Origin of the sequence: Streptomyces sp. NBRC 109706, assembly GCF_000974485.1 — a bacterium.
Taxonomy (GTDB): domain Bacteria; phylum Actinomycetota; class Actinomycetes; order Streptomycetales; family Streptomycetaceae; genus Streptomyces.
In genome coordinates this window covers 130,450-152,229 of record NZ_BBOM01000013.1, presented here as the reverse complement: position 1 = coordinate 152,229, position 21,780 = coordinate 130,450, and the positions used below count along the sequence as shown (strand labels likewise).

The 21,780-nt window shown below is 71.9% G+C and carries 23 protein-coding genes; 10 read left to right on the top strand and 13 right to left on the bottom strand.

Annotated elements, in window-relative coordinates; translation table 11 throughout:
• Nucleotides 1-30: 30 nt before the first annotated feature.
• A complete protein-coding gene (locus tag AOM46_RS29330; protein ID WP_062217186.1) occupies nucleotides 31-1,050 on the bottom strand; it encodes a hypothetical protein in 1,020 nt (339 codons plus the stop codon).
• Nucleotides 1,051-1,377: 327 nt separating this feature from the next.
• Here AOM46_RS29330 and AOM46_RS29325 point away from each other — a divergent pair, with 327 nt between their 5' ends.
• From AOM46_RS29325 to pstB, 5 genes are all read left to right on the top strand, one after another.
• The gene (locus AOM46_RS29325; protein ID WP_234314104.1) at nucleotides 1,378-2,181 is read left to right on the top strand and encodes a response regulator transcription factor; all 804 of its coding nucleotides are present in this window, start codon (nucleotides 1,378-1,380) and stop codon (nucleotides 2,179-2,181) included.
• Nucleotides 2,182-2,467: 286 nt separating this feature from the next.
• The gene (locus AOM46_RS29320; protein ID WP_062217181.1) at nucleotides 2,468-3,598 is read left to right on the top strand and encodes a phosphate ABC transporter substrate-binding protein PstS; all 1,131 of its coding nucleotides are present in this window, start codon (nucleotides 2,468-2,470) and stop codon (nucleotides 3,596-3,598) included.
• Between the two features lie 163 nt (nucleotides 3,599-3,761).
• Complete coding sequence (pstC, locus tag AOM46_RS29315; protein WP_199824084.1) at nucleotides 3,762-4,781, top strand: phosphate ABC transporter permease subunit PstC; 1,020 nt, start codon at nucleotides 3,762-3,764, stop codon at nucleotides 4,779-4,781.
• On the top strand, nucleotides 4,781-5,878 hold the full coding sequence (pstA, locus tag AOM46_RS29310) for a phosphate ABC transporter permease PstA (RefSeq protein WP_078857311.1): 1,098 nt from the start codon (nucleotides 4,781-4,783) through the stop codon (nucleotides 5,876-5,878). Before pstC ends, pstA begins: the two co-directional genes overlap by 1 nt.
• Before the next feature lie 39 nt (nucleotides 5,879-5,917).
• Nucleotides 5,918-6,697, top strand: a complete 780-nt coding sequence (pstB, locus tag AOM46_RS29305) for a phosphate ABC transporter ATP-binding protein PstB (protein WP_062217178.1) — start codon at nucleotides 5,918-5,920, stop codon at nucleotides 6,695-6,697.
• A gap of 83 nt (nucleotides 6,698-6,780) precedes the next feature.
• On the opposite strand, the gene AOM46_RS29300 is transcribed toward pstB, so the two are convergent.
• A complete protein-coding gene (locus AOM46_RS29300) occupies nucleotides 6,781-7,560 on the bottom strand; it encodes a helix-turn-helix domain-containing protein (RefSeq protein ID WP_062217439.1) in 780 nt (259 codons plus the stop codon).
• A 121-nt stretch (nucleotides 7,561-7,681) separates the two neighbouring features.
• On the opposite strand from AOM46_RS29300, the gene AOM46_RS29295 reads away from it, so the two are divergent.
• Together AOM46_RS29295 and AOM46_RS29290 are read left to right on the top strand one after the other, a co-directional pair.
• The gene (locus tag AOM46_RS29295; protein ID WP_199824083.1) at nucleotides 7,682-8,032 is read left to right on the top strand and encodes a nuclear transport factor 2 family protein; all 351 of its coding nucleotides are present in this window, start codon (nucleotides 7,682-7,684) and stop codon (nucleotides 8,030-8,032) included.
• Complete coding sequence (locus tag AOM46_RS29290; protein WP_062217175.1) at nucleotides 8,029-8,439, top strand: DUF1330 domain-containing protein; 411 nt, start codon at nucleotides 8,029-8,031, stop codon at nucleotides 8,437-8,439. The genes AOM46_RS29295 and AOM46_RS29290 overlap by 4 nt, the downstream gene beginning before the upstream one ends.
• On the opposite strand, the gene AOM46_RS29285 is transcribed toward AOM46_RS29290, so the two are convergent.
• The 4 genes from AOM46_RS29285 to AOM46_RS29270 are packed head-to-tail and all read right to left on the bottom strand — an operon-like array spanning nucleotide 8,432 to nucleotide 12,480.
• Nucleotides 8,432-9,400 carry an ABC transporter substrate-binding protein gene (locus AOM46_RS29285; protein ID WP_062217172.1) on the bottom strand — a complete coding sequence of 323 codons (969 nt, stop codon included), beginning with the start codon at nucleotides 9,398-9,400 and terminating at the stop codon, nucleotides 8,432-8,434. The genes AOM46_RS29290 and AOM46_RS29285 overlap by 8 nt on opposite strands.
• Nucleotides 9,401-9,423: 23 nt before the next feature.
• Nucleotides 9,424-10,278 (bottom strand): ABC transporter ATP-binding protein, encoded by an 855-nt coding sequence (locus AOM46_RS29280; RefSeq protein ID WP_062217170.1) that lies wholly within the window; start codon nucleotides 10,276-10,278, stop codon nucleotides 9,424-9,426.
• Complete coding sequence (locus AOM46_RS29275) at nucleotides 10,275-11,357, bottom strand: iron chelate uptake ABC transporter family permease subunit (protein ID WP_062217167.1); 1,083 nt, start codon at nucleotides 11,355-11,357, stop codon at nucleotides 10,275-10,277. Before AOM46_RS29275 ends, AOM46_RS29280 begins: the two co-directional genes overlap by 4 nt.
• Before the next feature lie 25 nt (nucleotides 11,358-11,382).
• Entirely contained in the window at nucleotides 11,383-12,480 is a 1,098-nt protein-coding gene (locus tag AOM46_RS29270) for an iron ABC transporter permease (RefSeq protein WP_078857310.1), read from the bottom strand.
• Between the two features lie 22 nt (nucleotides 12,481-12,502).
• On the opposite strand from AOM46_RS29270, the gene AOM46_RS29265 reads away from it, so the two are divergent.
• Nucleotides 12,503-13,153, top strand: coding sequence for an HAD family hydrolase (locus tag AOM46_RS29265; protein WP_062217161.1), 651 nt, complete (start codon nucleotides 12,503-12,505; stop codon nucleotides 13,151-13,153).
• Here AOM46_RS29265 and AOM46_RS29260 read toward each other — a convergent pair.
• Nucleotides 13,117-13,386, bottom strand: a complete 270-nt coding sequence (locus AOM46_RS29260; RefSeq protein WP_370592776.1) for a hypothetical protein — start codon at nucleotides 13,384-13,386, stop codon at nucleotides 13,117-13,119. The two genes, AOM46_RS29265 and AOM46_RS29260, sit on opposite strands and share 37 nt — an antisense overlap.
• A 163-nt stretch (nucleotides 13,387-13,549) precedes the next feature.
• Here AOM46_RS29260 and AOM46_RS35960 point away from each other — a divergent pair, with 163 nt between their 5' ends.
• Nucleotides 13,550-13,933, top strand: coding sequence for a cold-shock protein (locus tag AOM46_RS35960; RefSeq protein ID WP_062217157.1), 384 nt, complete (start codon nucleotides 13,550-13,552; stop codon nucleotides 13,931-13,933).
• A gap of 14 nt (nucleotides 13,934-13,947) precedes the next feature.
• On the opposite strand, the gene AOM46_RS29250 is transcribed toward AOM46_RS35960, so the two are convergent.
• The 4 genes from AOM46_RS29250 to AOM46_RS29235 are packed head-to-tail and all read right to left on the bottom strand — an operon-like array spanning nucleotide 13,948 to nucleotide 17,522.
• Complete coding sequence (locus tag AOM46_RS29250) at nucleotides 13,948-14,793, bottom strand: 1,4-dihydroxy-6-naphthoate synthase (RefSeq protein WP_062217154.1); 846 nt, start codon at nucleotides 14,791-14,793, stop codon at nucleotides 13,948-13,950.
• The gene (locus AOM46_RS29245; protein ID WP_062217152.1) at nucleotides 14,786-15,496 is read right to left on the bottom strand and encodes a futalosine hydrolase; all 711 of its coding nucleotides are present in this window, start codon (nucleotides 15,494-15,496) and stop codon (nucleotides 14,786-14,788) included. The genes AOM46_RS29250 and AOM46_RS29245 overlap by 8 nt, the downstream gene beginning before the upstream one ends.
• A gap of 23 nt (nucleotides 15,497-15,519) precedes the next feature.
• Nucleotides 15,520-16,098, bottom strand: a complete 579-nt coding sequence (locus AOM46_RS29240) for a hypothetical protein (protein WP_158920757.1) — start codon at nucleotides 16,096-16,098, stop codon at nucleotides 15,520-15,522.
• Between the two features lie 26 nt (nucleotides 16,099-16,124).
• A complete protein-coding gene (locus tag AOM46_RS29235) occupies nucleotides 16,125-17,522 on the bottom strand; it encodes an MFS transporter (protein ID WP_078857309.1) in 1,398 nt (465 codons plus the stop codon).
• A gap of 314 nt (nucleotides 17,523-17,836) precedes the next feature.
• Here AOM46_RS29235 and AOM46_RS29230 point away from each other — a divergent pair, with 314 nt between their 5' ends.
• Entirely contained in the window at nucleotides 17,837-18,610 is a 774-nt protein-coding gene (locus AOM46_RS29230) for a DUF3027 domain-containing protein (RefSeq protein ID WP_062217143.1), read from the top strand.
• Between the two features lie 784 nt (nucleotides 18,611-19,394).
• Here AOM46_RS29230 and AOM46_RS29225 read toward each other — a convergent pair.
• Nucleotides 19,395-20,585, bottom strand: coding sequence for a M20 family metallopeptidase (locus AOM46_RS29225; protein ID WP_062217140.1), 1,191 nt, complete (start codon nucleotides 20,583-20,585; stop codon nucleotides 19,395-19,397).
• A complete protein-coding gene (locus AOM46_RS29220) occupies nucleotides 20,582-21,670 on the bottom strand; it encodes a LacI family DNA-binding transcriptional regulator (protein ID WP_078857307.1) in 1,089 nt (362 codons plus the stop codon). Before AOM46_RS29220 ends, AOM46_RS29225 begins: the two co-directional genes overlap by 4 nt.
• Nucleotides 21,671-21,780: the final 110 nt, after the last annotated feature.

The following is a 21,780-nucleotide window of genomic DNA, read 5'->3' as shown; positions in this document are numbered from 1 at the left end:
CGCGCTGTCCCTGACCCTGAGGACCGTTGGCTATTCCTTCATCGGGCGGCGGGCGCGGAAGAGGAGGAAGGCGGCGCTGGCCAGGGCGGCGGTGCGGAGGAGGAGGGGCCAGTGGTCGGTGAGGGCCGCCTCCGCGTCGCCCTCCTCCAGCAGCTCGCCCCAGTAGCCGCCGGCGCGGCCCAGCAGCCAGACCGCGTAGCCCGTGGCGATCAGGGCCGGCATGCCGATGGCCGCCCACTGGCCCTCGCGGATGCTGAGCCGGGGCGACCAGTAGGCCAGCAGCCAGCCCAGCGCCATCGCGTAGACGGAGGGGGCGACGGCGCCGCCGACCAGGGCGGCGACTCCGGCCAGTTCGATCACGCCGCCCCTGCGGCGGCCGCTGAGCACCGCCCTGGCCAGCCGGGCGCCCCGGCGGCGGGGGCGCGGCGGGTCCTCGTCCTCCACCACCGGCTGGGTGAGTGACGCCTCGGCGGCGGCCTCCTCGGCCGCCTCCTGCTCGGCGGCCTCCAGCTCGGCCTCCGTGCCGGGGCCGCGCTCGGCCGCCGGCAGGCCGCTGGGGCCCATCAGCTCGGGGATGTCGACGCCGCCGGTGAAGCCGCCGATCTGGCCGTCCCGCCAGTTGTCGACGCGGGGCAGCCCGCCCGTCCGCCCCGTCGGCACCTCGGGACCCGTCTCGACGGCCTCGACTGCCTCGGTGGCCTCGGCGCCAGGTCGGGCGCGCTGCGGCGGCAACGCTGCCGGTGGCGTCGGCCGTGCCGGCGGCGTCGGCTTCTGGGGTGTCGGCCTCGGGGGTGGACTCGCCGCCCGGGGTGGGGAGTTGCCGGCGCCCGCCGCGCCGGCGACCACGTCCTCCGGGCTGCCGAGGCGGCCCAGGATGCGTTTCACCGAGGCGCGGTTCTCCGCTCCCGAGCCGGCGCGTTCCCGCCCGATCTCGTCCCGCAGCCGGTTGACCAGGCGGACCCGTTCGGCCGCCGACATGCTGGTGCCATGGGCCAGGTCGCCGACCCGGCTCAGATAGTCGAACACCAGCTTCTCGTCTTCGATCCCCACGCCACTGTTCCCTGTGTTCGCATCGGCCAGGACCTCACCGGGTCACGGTCACCCCACCCGATGCTACTCAGCCCGGAGCCGCCGGGGGGCGCGCCGGCGGAACCTGAGAGAACGCCGTTGTTCATCGCGGGTTCACCGAAGGCCGTACAACCCGCTACCCACGGCTATTTACATGGTGAACGTCTCCGCGGAGACCTCATTCACGCTTTCCGGGAGCCCACACCATGGCTTTTGGTCCCAGCACATCTCCCGCGGCGAGTCGCGGCCGAGCGCCCCGGGTGCCGGCCGCTTTCTGCACTGCCGAGACCGACAGCGAGGGAGAGCCCCATGGGCGCCTGGTTGAGTTCGAGTCGGGCAACGTCCCTGTCCAGCGACATGTTTGACGAGCCGGCGGATTCCGCGGGGATCATCGAGGCGTCGCCGATCGCGCCGGCGCGGATACCGCTCGGCTCGCATCCCGTGGTGCTGCTGGCCGACGCGGACGAACGCATCCGGCAGGGGCTGACCACCCAGCTGGCGAAGTATCAGGTATCGGTGGTGCACTGCGCCGACGGCGCGGCGGCGCTGCTTGAGGCGGGGCTGCGCAAGCCGGACGTGCTGCTGGTCTCCGCCGATCTGCCGTTGATCGACGGGGCCACCGTGCTGCGGCTGGTGCGGCGTCGGCTGTCGATCCCGGTGGTGCTCGGGGTGGGCCCCGACGACACCGCGCAGGTCGCGCCGGCGCTCGCGGCGGGGGCGAGCGCCTGTGTCGCGCGCCCCTACCGGCCGCGCGAGGTGGCCCAGTTGCTGAGCCTGGCGGACCGGGGCACCCGGGGCTGGGACCAGCCGCTGGTGTGCGGTCCGTTGACGCTCGACCCCAGCACCTACGAGGTGCGGATGCACGGGGTGTCGACGGCCAGGCTGCCGTTGCGGGAGTTCCAGCTGCTGCATCTGCTGATGCTGCACGCCGAAAAAGTGATCACCCGTGATCAGATCAGGACCGAGCTGTGGGGTGAGGGCGCCCGTCGCTCCAACACCATCACCGTTCACATTCGGCGCCTGCGGGAGCGTCTCGGCGACGACCCGCACCACCCCGAGATCATCCAGACCGTCCGGGGCGTGGGCTACCGGCTGGTGCCACCCACGGGCTGAGCGTGCCCTGGGCGCGGGGGGCGACGGGCCGGACGCGGGCGGTTGACGGGCTGAGCAAGCCCTCTCAACCGCCCGCATTTTCGGTCTTGATCACCAGCTTTCTTCCTTAACGATTCCAACTCTTTTTGTGAAACTGCTGGTTCCGCCGAACCTATCTTTCTGTTCACCTTCTGGCCCTCACGGCTTCGCTGGCCGCTCTTACGTTCTGCACGACAACAGTCATCAGTCAGCAGGCAGCGGTCAGCTGCGTCCCGGCCGTCGGCCGGACAGGAACAAGGAGCAGGTCATGCGCAAGACGCGCGCTCGCATCGCCGCGATAGCCGTGGTGTCCGCCCTGGCACTGGTCGCGGCGTGCAGCAGCGACAACGAGAGCGGTAACGGGGGCAACGGAGGCAACGGCGACAGCGAGAACGGCGGCAACGGCGGTGGCGAGACCACCTCCGAACTGTCCGGCACCATCTCCGGCGCCGGCGCCAGCTCGCAGGTCGCGGCACAGCAGGCCTGGCAGGCCGGGTTCCTGGGCGCCAACCCCGATGTCACCGTCAACTACGACCCGGTCGGCTCCGGCGGCGGGCGCGAGCAGTTCATCGCCGGCGGCACCGACTTCGGCGGCACCGACGCCTACCTCGCCGACGACGAGCTGGCCGCCGCCATCGACCGCTGCGGCGAGCTGATCGAGATCCCCGTCTACGTCTCCCCGATCGCCCTGATCTTCAACGTGGAGGGCGTCGACGAGCTGAACCTCGGCCCGGCGACCATCGCCGCGATCTTCAACCAGGAGATCACCTCCTGGAACGACGAGGCCATCGCCGCCGAGAACCCGGACGCCGACCTGCCGGACACCGCGATCACCCCGGTGAACCGTTCCGACGACTCCGGCACCACCGAGAACTTCGTCGAGTACCTGCTCGCCACCGTGCCCGACGCCTGGCCGTACGAGGCCGACGACGCGTGGCCCGTCTCCGGCGGCGAGGCCGCCCAGGGCAGCTCCGGCGTGGTGCAGGCGGTCGGCGGCGGCAACGGCACCATCGGCTATGTGGACGCCAGCCAGGCCGGCGACCTGAGCAGCGTTAACGTGGGCGTCGGTGACGACTTCGTCGCCTACTCGCCCGAGGCCGCCGCCAACGTCATCGAGGTCTCCGAGCGCGTCGAGGGCCGCGGCGACTACGACTTCGCCTACGACCTGGCCCGCGACACCACCGAGGCCGGCACCTACCCGATCGTGCTCGTCTCCTACGCGATGGCCTGCGCCACCTACGAGGACGCGACCAAGGCCGAGCTGGTCCAGGCCTACCTCTCCTATGTGATCAGCGAGGAAGGCCAGCTGGCCGCGGCCGAGGCCGCCGGCTCGGCCCCGATCTCCGACGCGCTGCGCCAGGAGCTCCAGCCCGCCATCGACGCCATCACGGCCGGCTGAGTCCACACCCAGGTTCCGGGCGGTCGCCCCACACCGCGACCGCCCGGCCCAGGCCGGCCCCTGGACGTGCCCGGAGAGTCCCGCCAAGACCCACGACGCGACTCTGCGGACACGGCCTGGGCCGCCGCTCCTTCGGCTACCAGCCCGAGAAAGGGACCGAAGAGTGTCTTCGAGCACCGAGCTGTCACCCCCAGAGCACGAGCCCCCACCGCCGTCCCGGAACGAGCCCTCCGGCGAGCCGGTCGGCGGGCTGGCGGGCGAGCTTTCCAGCCAGCGGGACAGCCGGCTGGGTGACCGGCTGTTCTCCACCTCGGCCGCCGGCGCCGGGGTGTTGATCCTGGTCATCCTCGCCGGCGTCGCGGCGTTCCTGCTGGTCGAGTCGTGGCCGGTGCTGTGGGCCGACGCGGACGAGGTGTCGGGCGGCGACGGCATCGTCCTCTACATCTGGCCGCTGCTCTTCGGCACGCTGCTCGCCGCGCTGATCGCGCTGCTGATCGCCGCGCCCCTGGCCGTCGCCATCGCGCTCTTCATCAGCCACTACGCGCCCCGCCGGCTGGCCTCGGCGCTCGGCTATGTGATCGACCTGCTGGCCGCCGTGCCCAGCATCATCTTCGGCCTCTGGGGCATCGCCGAACTGGCCCCGCTCACCGTGGAACCCACCAGGTGGCTGGAGGAGAACCTCGGCTTCATCCCGCTCTTCGCCGGCCCCGCCTCGGCCACCGGCCGCACCATGCTGGTCGCCTCGATCGTGCTGGCCGTGATGATCCTGCCGATCACCACCGCCGTGATCAGGGAGGCGTTCCTCCAGACGCCCCGGCTGCACGAGGAGGCGTCGCTGGCGCTGGGCGCCACCCGCTGGGAAATGATCCGGATGGCCGTGCTGCCGTTCGGCCGTTCGAGCATCATCGGCGGCTCCATGCTCGGCCTGGGCCGCGCCCTCGGCGAGACGATGGCCGTCGCGATCGTCCTCTCCACCTCGGGCGGCGTCACGTTCAATCTGATCAGCAGCGGCAACCCGTCCACCATCGCGGCCAATATCGCGCTGGCCTTCCCCGAGTCCTCGGGTCTGGACATCAACGTGCTGATCGCCTCGGGCCTCGTCCTCTTCGCCGTCACCCTGCTGGTCAACATGGCCGCCCGCGCGGTGATCAACCGGCGGCGTGACTTCTCGGGAGCCAACTGATGAACACGTCGAAGACCACCCCCGAGACGGCGCCCGACGCCGGACCGCCCCCCGTCATACCCGAACGCCCCGCGCTCGCCCAGGGCTCGCTGCCCCGCCGGGGCGCACCGGCGGTGCTGGCCGGCTGGGTGCTGCTGGGCGTCGCGCTGTATCTGCTCGCCGACTGGAACCCGGCGTTCAGCGGACTGCTCGCCGCCATCGGCTACTCCGCCACCGTCTACGGCTGGTCGCGGAGCGTCGAGGGCCCGCGCAAGGCCAGGGACCGGCTGGTCACCGCCGTGGTGACCAGCGCGTTCCTGGTCGCCCTGCTGCCGCTGATCTCGGTGATCACCACCGTCCTCTCCAAGGGCTTCGCCCGCTTCGACGCCGAGTTCTTCAACAACTCGATGCGCGGCGTCGTCGGCGAGGGCGGCGGAGTGCACCACGCCCTGATGGGCACCCTCATCGTCACCGGACTCGCCGCGCTGATCTCCGTGCCGATCGGCATGCTGACCGCGATCTACCTCGTCGAGTACGGGCGCGGCGCGCTGGCCCGCTGGATCACGTTCTTCGTCGACGTGATGACCGGCATCCCGTCCATCGTGGCCGGTCTCTTCGCCTACGCCCTCTTCGAGCTGTTCTTCGGCGCCGGCGTGCGGATGGGCATCATGGGCTCGGTCGCGCTCAGCGTGCTGATGATCCCGGTGGTGGTGCGCTCCACCGAGGAGATGCTGAAGCTGGTGCCCAACGAGCTGCGCGAGGCGTCGATGGCGCTGGCCGTCCCCAAGTGGCGCACCGTCGTCAAGGTGGTGCTGCCCACCGCGCTGGCCGGCATCGCGACCGGCGTCACCCTGGCCGTCGCCCGCGTCATCGGCGAGACCGCGCCGCTGCTGGTCACCGTCGGCATCACCAACAGCGACAACTTCAACCCCTTCGACGACCGCATGGCGACCCTCTCGGTCTTCTCCTACTACCAGTACGCGACCCCTGGCATCCCGCCGGAGCCGTTCCTGGACCGGGCGTGGGCGGCGGCGTTCACGCTGATCCTCATCGTGATGGCGCTCAACCTGCTGGCGCGCCTGATCTCCCGCCTGTTCGCCCCCAAGACCCGCGCCTGACCGGCGCCGTCCGCGAACCTCCGAAGGAAGCGAAGCACTGTGGCCAAGCGCATCGAGGTCAAGGGCCTCGACATCTACTACGACAAGTTCCTCGCCGTGCAGGGCGTCTCCATGACCATCGAGCCGCGCTCCGTCACCGCCCTGATAGGCCCCTCCGGCTGCGGCAAGTCCACCTTCCTGCGCACCCTCAACCGGATGCACGAACTGGTGCCCAAGGCGCGGGCGGTCGGCACCGTCGAGATGGACGGCACGGACCTCTACGCCCCCCATATCGACCCGGTGGCCGTCCGCCGCCACATCGGCATGGTCTTCCAACGGCCGAACCCGTTCCCGACGATGTCGATCTACGACAACGTGGTGGCCGGCGTGCGGCTCAACAACAAGCGGATGAAGCGGGCCGACATGGACGCGCTGGTGGAACGGTCGCTGCGCTCCGCCAACCTCTGGGACGAGGTCAAGGACCGCCTCAAGCGGCCGGGATCGGGACTCTCCGGCGGCCAGCAGCAGCGGCTCTGCATAGCCCGCGCCATTGCGGTCTCCCCCGACATCCTCCTGATGGACGAGCCCTGCTCGGCGCTCGACCCGATCTCCACCCAGGCCATCGAGGACCTGATGCTGGAGCTGAAGAAGGACTACACGATCGTGATCGTGACCCACAACATGCAGCAGGCCGCGCGGGTCAGCGACGTCACCGGCTTCTTCAACCTCCGCTCCATCGGCGAACCGGGCGGCCTCGTCGAGATGGACGAGACCACCAAGATCTTCTCCTCCCCCACCAACAAGGCGACGGAGGACTACGTCTCCGGCCGCTTCGGCTGACGCCCCGGCGGGGTTCTCCCCTGAGACAAGCCCGCTTTCGCGCGGACGCGGACGCGGACGCGGCGGGGCGCTTCCGGCCTGGTCTACCGCTGGTTGAACCGGCGTCGGGTCTCGTCGTCGGCCGGCAGGAACGTCTCCAGATGCAGCCCTTCCAAGGCGGCATCGGTGGCGGTGCTGAGGGTGGCGGAGGTGCTGAAGAATCGGAGCGGGGTGCCGTCGACGTCGATCTCCAGGGTGATCACCGGCCCCGTGCGGGGGGTGGAGGCATCGGGTTTGCCGAGGTATCCGGCGATCTCCTCGGCAAGCTCGTGGTGACGCTGATCATGGGTGCGCTCGGCACGGTGACTCACCTGTTGCAGCAGGTGGCCGCCCCACTCCGCGAGATTGCCGATCCGGCGGGCCAGCCCGTCCGGATGGAGGCAGACCCGGACCACGTTGATCGGCGGCTCCAGCAACTCCGGCGCGCAACCGGTCAGCAGCTGATCAACGGCAGCGTTGGCGTCGACGATGTCCCAGTGATCGTCCAACAGCAGTGCGGGGTACGGCAGGTGGGCGTCGAGGAGCCGGCGCAGACCGTCCATCACCACCGCGATCGACGCGTCGTCCCATCGGTGATCCTGATAGCGCGGCGCGTAGCCGGCGGCCAACAGGAGCCGGTTGCGTTCCCGCAGCGGCACATCCAGGTTGTCGGAGAGACGCATGAGCATCTCCGGCGTCGGGTGCGCCTTGCCGGTCTCCACCCGGCTGAGGTGCCGGGTGGAGACCCGTGATCGGTTGGACAACTCCTGCTGGCTGAAGCGGCGTCGTTCACGCCAGGTCCGCAACAGCGCACCGACCGGCGGGGCTTCGGCTACAACGCTCATGCCCATGAGCCTAAGGGGCCATGTCCGGTGCCCATGACCTGGGAGGTCATGGCCCTGCCCACCGGGACCGGGCCAGGATGTCGGACATCAGCCGATCGAAACGAACGGGAGAGAATTGATCATGAACGCTGTCGTTCAGCAGTACCTGGCCACCTGGAACGCGACCGGCGACGAGCGGGCCGCCTTGCTCTCCGAGCATTGGTCGCCCACGGCGAACTACACCGATCCGATGGCCGAGGTCTCCGGCCACGAGGGGATCACGGCGGTCGTCGAGGCGGTCCAGGCGCAGTTCCCCGGGTTCGTGTTCACCCAGGTCGGTGAGGTCGACGCCCACCATCGCCAGGTGCGTTTCCGCTGGGGCCTGGGCCCGGAGCAAGCCGAGCCGCTGGTGATCGGATTCGACGTCCTGGTGCTGGACGAGTCGGGCCGGATCCAGGACGTGCACGGTTTCCTGGACAAGGTGCCGGCATGAGGGCGCCGCGCGCATATGCGATCGGCTACCTGAAGGATGCCGAGGTCGGCCCGGAGATCGCGGAGTACATCAGGCGGATCGAGGCCACGATGGCGCCGTACGGCGGCCGCTACCTCGTGCACGGCGGGCAGCTCATCGGGCATGAGGGAACCTGGGACGGCGACATCGTGATCCTGGAATTCCCTGATCTGGCCAGGGCTCAGGAGTGGTACGGGTCGCCGGCCTACCAGGCGATCCTGCCGCTCCGCACCGAGCACTCGACCTCGATGGTCGCACTGGTCGAGGGGGTACCCGACGGCCATCGCGCCATCGACAAGCTCTCGCGGCCGCTCCCGAACCAGGGCGCCCCAGCCGGGCCCCCTGGGGGCCCGGCGTCGCGGGACGCAGCCGGGATGCCGGCTATGTGAGGGTCTCGGTGATCTCGTCCAGGATCTGGTGGGCGGCGGTGTAGCCGATGCCGAGGTACCAGAGTTGGTCGTTGACGGGGAAGGCGCGGTCTTCCTGGACGGCGGTCAGGTCCTCCCAGAGGGGGCCGCCGACCGCGCCCTGTTCGCCGGAGGCTTCGGGGTCGCCGTAGGAGGCGTAGTAGATGACGTCGGCGTCGGCCTGGTCGATCTGTTCGGGGCTGATCTCCACGGCGAAGCCGTCGGTGGCCTCGTCGGTGATGGCCGGGCGGCCGACGCCGATGTCGGTGAGGATGCTGCCGATGTAGTTGTCGCGGCCGTAGAGCCGGGTGTTGCCGCCCTCGATGAACCGCAGCATGGTGACCTCGATGTCGGCCGCCGCCTCGGCGCCGCCCAGCGCCTCCGTGACCTCCGCCGCGTGCGCCTCGTAGGCGGCGACGACCTCCTCGGCCTCGTCCGACTTGCCCAGCGCCTCGGCGTGCATCAGGAAGTTCTCCTTCCAGGGCGCGCCGACCGTCTCCGAGAAGACCGTGGGCGCGATGGCGGAGAGTTCGTCGTAGCGTTCCTCGTCGCGGACCTTGCTGCCGATGATCAGATCGGGGTCCAGCCGGTCGATGGTCTCCAGGTTGGGCGCGGCGATGTTGCCGACCACCTCGATATCGGCCAGCTGGTCCGCCGGCAGGTAGTCGAGGAACTCCTGGGTGGCGTCGGCCTGGACGGCGCCGACCGGGACCACCCCGAGGGTGATCACGGTGTCCAGCTCGGCGGTGTCGAGCACCACGACGCGCTGCGGGTTCTCCGGCACCTCGACCGGGCCCATCGCCGTCTCGACGGTTCTGGTGGCCCCGTCGCCGGAGCCGTTGCCCGAGTCGGACGAGTCCGAGTCGTCGGAGTCGCTTCCGCACGCGGCGAGAGCGACGGCGCAGGCCAGGGCCAGCGCGGTGGCGGTGATGCGGCGGTTCATAACGGGTGTGCCTTTCTGGCGGGTTACGGGCTGTCGGTGGTGGGGGCCTCCGGGACCACCAGGGGCGAGCCGGTGACCGGGTCGGGGATGACGACGGCCGCCAGGCCGAAGACGTCCCACACCAGGTCGGCGGTGACGATGTCGTCGGGGTGGCCGCTGGCCTCGATCCGGCCGTCCTTCATCGCGACCAGATGGTCGGCGTAACGGGCGGCCTGGTTGAGGTCGTGGAGCACGGTGACGACCGTCCTGGCCGGGCTGTCGGGGGTTTCGGTGGCCAGTTGGCGGATCAGGTTGAGGACTTCCACCTGGTGCGCGATGTCCAGATAGGTGGTGGGTTCGTCGAGCAGCATCAGGTCGGTGCGCTGGGCCAGCGCCATCGCGATCCAGACGCGTTGCCGCTGCCCGCCGGAGAGTTCGTCGACCGCGCGGTCGGCCAGCTCCGTGACGTCGGTGCGCGCCATGGCCTCGGCCACGGCGGTCTCGTCCGCCTCCGACCACTGCTGCCACCAGCGCTGGTGCGGCTGCCGGCCCCGGGAGACCAGATCGGCGACGGTGATCGCCTCGGGGGCGACGGGGCTCTGCGGGAGCAGCCCGAGCGCCTGCGCGATCTCCCGGGTGGGCAGCTTGGACAGCTCCTCGCCGTCCAACAGCACCGTCCCGGCACGGGGTTTGAGGAGCCGGCCCAGGGCGCGCAGCGTGGTGGACTTGCCGCAGGCGTTGGGGCCGACGATCACGGTGACCTGGCCGTCGGGGATGTCCAGGTCCAGTTCGTCGACGACCGGCCGCGCCGTGTCATAGCCGAGGGTGAGCCCCCTGGCGGCCAGCCGCCCTGGCGTGGGGGTGGGGGCCGATGGGGACGAGGTGGAAAGGGGGGTCATGCCCGTCCTCCGGTGCGGTTGTTGATGATCAGCCACAGCAGATAGGGCGCGCCGATGGCCGCCGTCACCACCCCGGCCGGAAGTTCGGTCGGGCTGAAGAGCGTGCGGGCCAGCACGTCGGCCAGCACGGTCAGCAGCGCGCCGACCAGCGCCGTGGCCAACAGCGGTATCTGTGCGGTGCGGGTGAGCCGGCGGGCGATCTGCGGTGCGAGCAGGGCGACGAAGTCGACCGGGCCCGCGGTGCCGGTGGCCAGCGCGGCCAGCAGCACGCCGACGGAGGCCAGCCCGAGGCGGGTGGCGTTGAGGCGGACGCCGAGCGCGGTCGCGGTGTCGTCGTCGAGGGTCACCGTCCGCTGGGCGCGGGCGGCCCAGCAGACGGCGGGCAGCAGCAACAGCAGTGCCCAGGCGAGCGGTTGGGCCTCGGCATAGCCGCGGCCGTTGAAGGAGCCCGTCATCCAGACGGTGGCCTGCTGGGCGACGGTGTGGTCGCCCTTGGTGAGGAAGAGCTGGGTGACGGAGCGCAGCGCGATGGCGAAGCCGATGCCCACCAGCACGAAGCGCGCGGCGTGCAGCCCCCGGCGCCAGGCGAAGAGATAGACCAGACCGGCCGCCAACAGCCCGCCGCCGACGGCCCAGTAGGGCAGTTCGGAGGCCGAGGCCCAGCCGAAGGTCATCGCGGCGACCGCGAACGCCGCCGCGCCATGGCTGACGCCGATGATGTCGGGGCTGGCCAGCGGGTTGCGGGCGACGGTCTGGATCAGCGCGCCGGCCACCGCGAGCGCGGCCCCCACCAGCAGGGCGACGGTGAGCCGGGGCAGCCGCAGCACGCCGATCAGGAAGTCGTACTCGTCGGTGAGGCCCAGCACCGAACGGACCGCGTCCGCCGGCGGCACGCTGGACTCGCCCAGACAGAGGCTGGCCAGCGCGGCGGCGAGCAGCGCCGGCACCAGCACCGTCACCACGGCGAACGTCCGTCGGTGCAGCAGCAGCGAGCCGCGTCCGGCGCGCAGCACCAGATAGCCGGTGGGCCGGACGCGCCGCTCGGTCGGCCGGCCGAAGCGCGTGGTGGTCATGGTCATGGTCGCCCCCCGAGGCGCAGCGCGCTCATCCCCTGACTCCCGAGCGGCGCACCAGATAGATCAGGAACGGCACCCCGATCAGCGCCGTCGTCACCCCGGCCGGCACCTCGGACGGCGGGAAGATCAGCCGGCCCACCACATCGGACACCAGCAGCACAACGGCGCCCAGCAGCGCGGACATCGGCAGCAGCCAGCGGTGCCCGCCGCCCACCAGGGCGCGGCCGATATGCGGAACGGCCAGGCCGACAAAGGCGATCGGACCGGCCGCCGCCACCCCGACGCCGGTGAGCACCACGGCGCCGATGCCGCCGACGATCCGCACCGCCCCCACGTTCTGGCCCAGGCCCCTGGCCACGTCGTCGCCCAGCGCCAGCGCGTCGAGGCCGCGCGCCGCCGCGGCGACAAAGACCAGGCCGGTCAGCAGGAACGGCGCTATGCGCAGGACGATGTCCGCGTCCCGGTCGGTCAACGACCCGACCTGCCAGAACCTGAACTGGTCCAGGGTGGCGCCATGGGTGGTGAGCACCCCCGCGATCACCGAGGCCAACAGCGCGTTGATGGCGGCCCCGGCCAGCGCCAGCCGCACCGGAGTCGCCCCGCCCCGGCCCTGGTTGGCGATCCCGTAGACCAGCACGGCGGCCAGTCCCGCGCCGACGAAGGCGTACCAGACGTAGTCGTCCAGAGTGTTCGCACCGGCGAAGGTGATCGCCAGGACCACGGCGACGGAGGCGCCCTGGCTCACCCCGAGGATGCCCGGTTCGGCGATCGGGTTGCGGGTGAGCCCCTGCATCACCGCGCCGGCGATGCCGAGCGCGGCGCCCACCATCAGCGCGATCATGGTGCGCGGCACCCGCAGTTCGCGCACCACCTTCGCGGCGCTGGCGTCCGCGCCGGTCAGCTGGTCGGGACCGTGGAACAACGCCTGCCAGACCTGGTCGAGGCTCATGGCACGGCTGCCGAGCGCCACGCTCAGCAGCATCGCCACCACCAGCGCGACGAGACCGCCGGCGAGCCAGGCCAGCCGGCGCGCGGTCGTCGTCCGAGACGCGGCGAGCGGTCGGCGATCGGATATGGCTGGCATGGTGTCCCTGGGGTTAGGTAAGGCGAGCCTAAGTATAGGCATCTGCCAGGGGCACAATAGCCGTATGTCTCTCTCTTCGCCGAAGCGCCCTTTGACCGTGGGTTTCGACCTCGACATGACCCTGATCGACTCCCGCCCCGGCATCCACCGCACCTATCGCGCGCTCGCCGAGGAGACGGGGGTGTTCATCGACGCCGATCTCGCCGTCAGCCGGCTCGGGCCGCCGCTGGACGAGGAGTTGGCCTGCTGGTTCCCGGCCGAGCAGATCGACGCCATGGGGGTTCGCTACCGCGAACTGTATGTGGAGTTGGCGATCGAGCCCACGCTGCTGCTGCCCGGGGCGGCCGAGGCCGTCGACGCGGTGCGTCGGCACGGCGGGCGCAGCGTCGTGGTCACCGCCAAACACACCGGCAACGCCAAACTGCATCTGGACCATCTGGGCCTGGCACCCGACGCGTTGGTCGGCTGGCTCTGGGCCGAACGCAAGGCGGAGGCTCTGAAGGCGCACCAGGCCGGCGTCTATGTGGGCGATCACATCGGGGACGTGCGCGGGGCGCGCGCCGCCGGCGCGCTCTCCGTCGCGGTCGCGACCGGCCCCTGCCCGGCCGACGAACTCAAGGCCGCCGGCGCCGATGTGGTCCTCGACGATCTGACGGCGTTCCCCGGCTGGCTCGCCGGCTATCTCGCGAAGGACCCGGCGGGCGCCGACGACTGAGCCGACTGCGCGGCACGGTCCGACCGGCGCTGCGCCGCCATGGACCGCAGCAGCCCACAGCCGGCCAGCAGAAAGCCGGCCCCCATCAGCATCGACACCAGATACGCCGCCGTCGGCAGCGGATCGGCCCCGACAAGCAACGGAACGACGGTGATCAGGGTGGCCACGGCGCCGACGGCGAACACCACGCCGCCCACGCGCACCAGGCCGTCTCCCGGGTAGTTCGTACTCACCCCCACAGGATCGCAGGTGCGAGCATATTTGCGACGCGCCGGGGGCAGTCATCCTCCGAAACGGCCCGGGAGCATCTTGTCACCGGGCCCCGGGCGATTAGCCTGGACCTGGCGGGCTGATGTGGCCCGCCTCACTGCTATGCGAGTGCGAGGACGAGGACACGTGCCTACCGGCAAAGTCAAGTGGTTCAACAGCGAGAAGGGCTTCGGCTTCCTTTCCCGTGATGACGGCGGCGATGTCTTTGTGCACTCTTCGGCCTTGCCCAGCGGCCTCGATGTGCTCAAGCCAGGACAGCGCGTCGAGTTCGGGGTGGTGGCGGGGCAGCGCGGCGACCAGGCGCTGTCGGTGGTGCTGCTCGACCCGGTGCCCTCGGTGGCCGCGGCGCAGCGCCGCAAGCCGGACGAGTTGGCCTCCATCGTGCAGGATCTGACGACACTGCTCGACGGCGTCTCCCAGCAGTTGGAGCGCGGCCGCTATCCGGACCGCACCAGCGGCCGGAAGATCGCCGGCATGCTCCGCGCCGTCGCCGACCAACTGGACGTCTGACCCCACCGTTCCCGTCAGCCCAGGCGGTCGACGCGGGGCACCAGACCCGCATCGGCCGCCCGGCCCAGCAGTTCGGCGACGGCCGCCAGGCCGCTCTCCCCGAGATCGGCCGTGAACTCGTTGACATAGAGCCCGATATGGGCCTTCGCCACCTCGGGGTCCATCTCCTGCGCGTGCTCCCGCACATACGCCGCACTGGCCTCCGGGTCCGCCCAGGCCGCCCGCACCGACGCCCTGATCGCCGCCGTGATCGCCGCCAGCCGCTCCTCGCCCAGCGACCGCCTGGCGACAATGGCGCCCAGCGGGATCGGATGCCCCGTGGTCGACTCCCAGAACTCGCCCAGATCCGCCAGTCTCGTCAACCCGTAGTTCCGGTAGGTGAACCGCGCCTCGTGGATCACCAGACCGGCGTCCACCCGGCCGTCCCGCACCGCCGGCATGATCTCGTCGAACGGCAGCACCAGCACCTCGCCCACCCCGCCCGGCACCTCGGCCGCCGCCCACAGCCGGAACAGCAGATAGGCCGTCGACCGCTCGCTCGGCACCGCCACCGTGCGGCCCGCCAGATCCGCCGGCGAGCCGCCACCGTCCCCGGTCAACACCAGCGGGCCACAGCCCCGGCCCAGCGCGCCACCGCACGGCAGCAGCGCGTACTCCTCCAGCACCCACGGCAGCACCGCGTACGACACCTTCAACACATCGCCCTCGCCGCGCTGCGCCCGGTCGTTGGTGATGTCGATGTCGGCGAAGTCCACCACCACCTCGGGCGCCCCGGGCAGCAGGCCGTGCGCCCAGGCGTGGAAGACGAACGTGTCGTTGGGGCAGGGCGAGAACGTCAGGGAGAGCGGACGGTCAGCCATGGGTCTGTTCCCTCCAGAGGTCGAACGCCGGGCCCAGGGCGGCGAAGGAATCGGTCAGGGCGCGCAGCGCGTCCGGGATGCGCCAGGCGGCGCGCTCCCTGGGGCCCACCGGATTGGACACGGTGCGGATCTCCAACACCGCGAGCTGGTGCGCCACCGCCGCCGTGGCGACCCCGTGGCCCTCCATGCCCTCGGCCGCGGCCCCCGGATGACGGGCCGCCAACTCGGCGGCGCGGGCCGCCGTCCCGGTCGCCGTCGACACGGTCAACACCGGGCCCAACGGGCCGCCGACCGCGTCCGCCGCCGCCCGCGCCAACCCGGCCGGCGGCCGGAACGTCGCCGCGCCGAAGCCCAGCTCGCCCACGTCCAGAAACCCGTCGGGGCCGTTCGCGCCCAGATCGGCCGCCACCAGCGCGGACGAGACCACCGTCGCACCCACCTCGGCGACCTGCGCGAACCCGCCGCCGATGCCGGCCGAGACCACCAGGTCGTAGCGGCCCTGCGCCAGCGCCAACACCGTCGCCGTGCCGGCCGCCGCGGCCGCCGGGCCGACCCCGACCGACACCGCGTCAAGGCCCGGGCCGCGCTGCAGCGAGAGACCGCCGGGCAGCGTGAACGGCTCGGGCGCCACGCCCGCTGCCAACGTCACCGCGTCCCGCTCGGCCGGCACCGCCGTGACCACCAGCGTTCGTTTCTCCCCCATGCTGCCGCTGCCCCCCGGCCGGCTCAGTCGCCCGGCCTGAGCGTCGCGTTCCAGACGCCCTCGACCTGGCTGAGCAGGTTCTCCTGGTACTCCTCCGCGCTCCGCGAATCCCAGACGGCGTCCACGTCGTACTCCTCGCGCACCTGGGCGACGGACACCCGCAGCTCCGTATCGACCGGCGGCTGTCCCGGCTGCGGCTCGCCCCGCACCATCCGGTAGAGGTCGGCGCTGGGGAACGTCTGGTAGGTGGTGGTGTACGGCTCGATCCGATACAGCTGCTCGTTGACGAGGACCACCCAGCCGGTCTCGGCCACCGAGGGGTCGACGCCGATCCGGAACGTGTCGCCCGGCGAGGTGGAGAACGACACCGCCTCCTCGTCGCCGCCCAGGCACTCCAACACCCGCGACACGCCCAGCGCATCGCCATGCCCATGGCAGTCCGACGCGGTCTCCCGCGTCTTGCTGCTGCTGTTCAGGGTGAAGTGCGCGTTCGGCGAGGGCTTCTCACACCCCGACAGCACAAGAACGCCCAGCGAAACGGTGCCGAGCGCGAGCATGGTACGAAAGGCCCGGCGGCCCCGGTTCCTGGCGATCACAGTCATGTGGGCAGGTTACCGGCCCATACCGGTCACTTGACGCGCGGGTGCGGCGAGCCGCGACGGGCCGCCGCAAGCAGCCCCCGCAGGCTGAAACAGGTACCCGGAAGCACCAAACCGGCACAGACCGCCATGCCCAGCGGTCCGATCAACGGCAACGAGATCCCGATCGCGCCACCCAGCACCCACGCCATCTGCAAGGTGGTCTCCGAACGGGCGAACGCCGACGTCCGCACCACATCCGGCACATCCCGCTGGATCAACGCGTCCAACGCCAGCTTGCCCAACGCCTGACAGATCCCGGCCGCCGCACACACCGCGATCACCGTCACCGCCAGATAGCTGATCGCCGCCGCCACCGTCGTACCCACCGCCACCGTCAGCACCGCCAGCAGGATCAGCTCCGGAGAACGATCCCGCAGCCAGTTGCCCAACACGTTCCCCATCCCGTTCCCCACCCCGGCCGCCACCCCCACCAGGCCGAGGGAGAGCGCGGCGGTCAGCCCGGGCAGCGGCTCGCCACGCAACAGGAACGCCATGAAGAACAGCAGAAAACCGGAGAGCGCCCGCAGCGAGGCGTTCGCCGTCAGCGCCCGCAACACCGGCGAGTCCCCGGTGCGCGGCAGAAGCCCCCGCCGCTCCACCCGCCCCTCGCCGTCCCCGCTCCTCATCGCCGCCAACTCCGCCAGATGCGCCGTCCGCTCACCCTTCGCCAGATCCACCTGGCCCGGCAACCGGAACGACATCAACGCGCCCGCCACCGTGATGGCACAGGCCGCGTAGAGCGGCCACCGTTCCCCGATCGCGTTCAACGCGAACCCGACCGGCGCCATCGCCCCGGCCGAGATCAACCCGGTCAACGTGATCCGCGCGTTCGCCTTCACCAGCGAGATCCGCGGCGGCAACAACCGGGGCACCACCGCCGCCCGCACGATGTTGTACGCCTTCGAACAGACCATCACGCCCAGCGCCGCCGGATACAGCTCAAGCCCACCCGTGACCACCGCGCTCGCGATCACCAACGCCAACATGCCGCGCGCCAACAACGCGCCGGCCATCGCCGCCCGCCGCCCGTGCGGCACCCGATCCAGCAACGGCCCGATCACCGGCGCCAACAGCACGAACGGCGCCATCGTGATCGCCAGATAGAGCGCCACCCGGCCCCGCGCCTCGTCCGTCGGCACCGAGAAGAAAATGGTCGACGCCAGAGCGAAGGTGATCAGCATGTCGCCGGCCGAGTGCACCGCGTGCAACTCGATCAGCTTCGCCATCCCCGACTCACCCGCGCCATGCGCGTGCGTCACCCGACGCACCCGCCGGGTCACCCCCAGTGGCACCGCCAGCAGCCCACGCCCCACCGCCCGGCCGGCGCGGACGATCACCCCGGCGCGGGCCCCGGTCTCCGTTCCCAACCGACCGCCAGCAGCCACAACGGCAAGAGTAAGGCCCCCGGGCACGCGGACTCCCCTGATCCGCACGGGCTTTACGGTCTTTCTCGGGAGCTTCCCCCGGGCCGTCCCCGAGCCGGACCCGTCCCCGCCGCCGCCCGCACCCGCCCCGCCAGGGCGGCGCCACCGAACCCACGCGCGACGTCCCGGCCCCGTGCGATAGCGTGGCCCGACGGTGCGCCTAGCCTCGATCAGCGCGACGTCGTAGCGGTCCAGCGTCCGCTCCGTCCGCCCCGTTCGCCACCCAAGGCGCCCGCACCGAACAACGCCGTAGGAGAGTTCTTGTGAGTCCTGGGATGCGAAGCCGGACCCCCGACCGGCTGTGCGCCGAAGCGGTGGAGCTAGCGCGCGACGCGGCGGCGCAGGCGGCCCACCCGCACCAGCTTGGCGGCCATCTGGGAATGATCGCCGACGGCGAGCGCCTGGTCACCCACTTCTTCGCCAGCGAGGAGCCCGGCTACCCCGGCTGGCGCTGGGGCGTCACCGTCGCCAGGGCGGCCCGCGCCCGCTATGTGACGGTCGACGAGGTCGCCCTCACCCCCGGGCCCGAGGCGCTGCTGGCACCCGACTGGGTGCCATGGAGCGAACGGCTCCGCCCGGGCGACCTCGGCCCCGGCGACCTGCTGCCCACCGAGGACGACGACCCGCGCCTCGAACCGGGCTTCCTCGCCGAGGAGCAGCCGCCCCCCAACTCCCCACTGGCCGAGGACGACCAACCGGAACGCGGCACCGTCCGCGATGTCGCCGGCGAACTGGGCCTCGGCCGCAACCGGGTGCTCTCCCTGCTGGGCCTGCGCGAGGCCGCCGACCGCTGGGACGACCAGTTCGGCGCCACCACCCCGATGGCCCAGGCGGCCCCCGCGTCCTGCGTCAGCTGCGGCTTCCTGCTGCCGCTGGCCGGCAGCCTCCGCCAGGCGTTCGGCGTCTGCGGCAACGAGTACTCGCCGGCGGACGGCCGCGTGGTCTCCCTGGCGTACGGGTGCGGTGCGCACTCGGAAGCGGCGGAGTCCCCCAAGCACCAGGCGCCCCCACCACCGGTCATCGACGACCTCGGGGCGGACCCGTTGTAACGGGACGCTGCCCGCTGGGGTTGTGCCCCGGCCGTCCTCCGGCCGGGTTTTTCCCCCGCCCACCCGCCCCTTTGGCTGCGCCATTGCCTGCCGCTGGCCTCCGGCCGGGGCCTTTTCCCCCACCCACCCGCCCGTTCTCCTCGGCTGCGCCGAGCCTGCCGCCGGCCCGCGGCCGCCCTTCCGGCTGCGCCGGCGGCCGACCGGATCCCGCCGGACGGTAACCCCGATCCGTCGCCACCGCCTGCCCGGCCACCCGCCTCGCTTCAACACTCACCGTTCTGGCCCGGCCCCCGGCCAGCCGCAGACCCCATCACTCAGTTACCCCGTCACTTCTCCGGCCTTCCGGCCGCGTTAATGCGTCGTGGCCTGCCGGGCCCCGGGCGGGCCGCAGGCCCAACGCCCCGTCACCCTGTCCGGAGTGCCGGCCTACCACGCCTCCGGCGCCGCGCCAGCCCTGCCGAGCTCCCGTCACTCACGTCGACGGCCAGCCGGGCCTCGTCCGGCCGCTCAGTCCCGTCACCGGGTCCGCCGCACCTTCAATTGTTGTGTCCCGGCCCAACACCGCAGCATCGCCACCGTCCTGACATCCCCGGCCGCGTTCAGCCCAGCCCCGTCACCTGCCCAGAACAGCCGGGCCCCGGCACTACTCGCGCCGCATGCCTCGTCACTCCGTCACCCCGTCTGGCCGTCCGGCCCCATCACGCACCCTGGCCAGCCGGGCCTCCGGCACCCCGGGCCGCAGGCCCCGTCACTCCGCCGTACCCCGTCCGGCCCCTCCGCTCGCTCACCCGCCCCCGCCCCCACCGGCCCCGCCGTCGCCCAGGGCAGCCGGGCCTCCGGCATCGCACCAGGCCGTGGCCACCTCGTGGTAGATCTCGACAGATTCGTGGAGGCGGCGGATCGAGCACCATTCGTTCGTCGCGTGGGCCTGGTCGGGTTCGCCGGGGCCCAGGATCAGGGTGGGGACGTCGCCGAGGGCGGGGGTGAGGAGGCAGGCGTCGGTGAAGAACGTGGCCGCGCCGGGGGGTGGGGGTGGGGTGCCGGTGATGGTGGTGGTCGTGGTGGTGACGGAGCGTACCCAGGGGTCGTCCGGGTCGGTCCATACCGCCGGCAGGTCGAGCAGGGTGCGGACGGCGATGTCCGTGCCGAGGCGGCGGGACACGGCGTCGCGTACGGACGGGTGTCGTTGGCCGGCGACGGTGCGCAGGTCGAGCGTCGCCGTGGCGCGGTCGGGGACCGAGTTGGTGTTGAGGCCGCCGGCGAACGTGCCCACGTTGAGGGTGGGGGCGCCCATCACGGGGTGCGGGGGAGTGGGGTCGGGATCGCCCTCGTCCGTGAGGGCGAGCACCGCGCGGGCCAGTCGCAGGACCGCGTTGTCGCCCAGGTCGGGGCGTGAGCCGTGGGCCGTGACGCCGGTGGCGTCGGCCTCCAGCCAGAGCGCGCCCTTGTGGCCGTGCACCGGCCGGTTGGCGGTCGGTTCGGCGATCAGCAGCGGGCCGCTGGGCGCGCCGCGCAGGGTGTCGGCCAGGGTGGCCGCGCCTCGGCAGCCGGTCTCCTCGCCGGCGGTCAGCACCAGCCGCAGCCCGGCCCGCTTGGGGCGAGGGCCGCCGGCAAGGCGGGCGGCGGCCAGGACCAGGGCGGCGACGCCGCCCTTCATATCGCTGCTGCCCCGGCCGTGGAGCCGGTCGCCGTCCGTCTCGCCGGCGAACGGATCGTGCGTCCAGGCGGCGCCGCCGAGCGGGACGGTGTCCAGATGGCCGGAGAAACACAGCGGTGGCGCCGTGGGCGCGGCCGGCTGCCACTCGGCGATCAACTGGGCACGCCCCGGGGCGAGTTCGACTGTGCGGGTGCTGAAGCCGGCCGCGTCGAGCAGGGGGGCGAGCACCGCGACGGCGGTCGACTCGGCGCGGTCCACCGTGTCGAGGGCGAGCAACTGGCGGGTCAGGGCGACCACATCGGGTAGTCCGCCGCTCATCGTTGCTCCTTATCCCGTACCGGAGAACTCTGTTCCTCCCTATCCCGTCCAGGGAAGGGGGGTTGGGACCGCTGGCCGGGCAGCACCGGCGGGGTGCTCTCCCGGATCCGCAGTTCGGGGGCGATCGAGACGCCGCGTGGCCCGCCGTCCCGTTCCGTGCCGTTGCCGCCGCGCAGCAGCAGCCGGACGCATTCCTCGGCCATCGCCTCCCAGGGCTGGCGCACCGTGGTCAGCGGCGGATCGGAGATCTCGGCGAACGCGATGTCGTCGAAGCCGGTGACGGCGACCTGGTCCGGCACGGTCAGTCCCGCCTCCCGCAGGCCGCGCAGCATGCCCAGCGCGATCACGTCGTTGCCGCACACCACGCCGTCCACCGGCGTGCCCGACGCGGCGATCAACTCGGCTGCCCGGCGGCCCCAGTTGACGTCGAAGGTGCCGAGCAGCGGGTCCCCTGCGGGGGCGAGGCCATGGCGGGCGAGCGCCGCGTCGAAGGCCGTGGCCCGGTCCAGGGCCGAGGAGTTGGTGACGGCCGAGCTGACGAAGCGCAGCCGCCGGCGGCCGCCGGCGACCAGCAGGTCGACCAACTCCCCGATGCCGGCGGTGTCGTCGGCGCCGACCCAGTCGCTGACCGCGCCGCCCACCCGCCGGTCGACCTGGATCAGCGGCACCCGTTCCGCGATGGCCCGCACGGCGGGGGCGCTGGCCTCGGTGTCGAGCGGGCTGATGACGATGCCGTCGACCTGACGTTCCACCAGGGCGCGCAACCGCCGTTCCTCCACGGCGACATCCTGCGCGGAGTCGCACAACAGCAGCTCCACGCCCTCCTGTTGGAGGCGCCGCTCCAGCGCCTCGACCAGCATGGGGAAGAACGGGTTGGAGATCTGCGGGACCACCATGCCGATGGTGTGGGAGCGGTTGGTGCGCAGCGCCCTGGCCACCGCGTTGTGCCGGTAGCCCAGCGACCGGGCGGCGCGCGCGACGCGTTCGGCCAGCTCGGGGTTGACCGGCCGGGAGCCGGAGAGCGCGCGCGACACGGTGGAGGCGGAGACGCCGGCCTCGCGCGCCACATCGTGAATCGTCGGCATGGAACCCCCTCAGGGCAATCGATTGCCCATCGTGACCGTTCAATGTTTCCGCAAGGTATCGCGGGACGAACCCTTGACGCCAGTCTCCCGGCGCTCCTACCGTTGCGCGC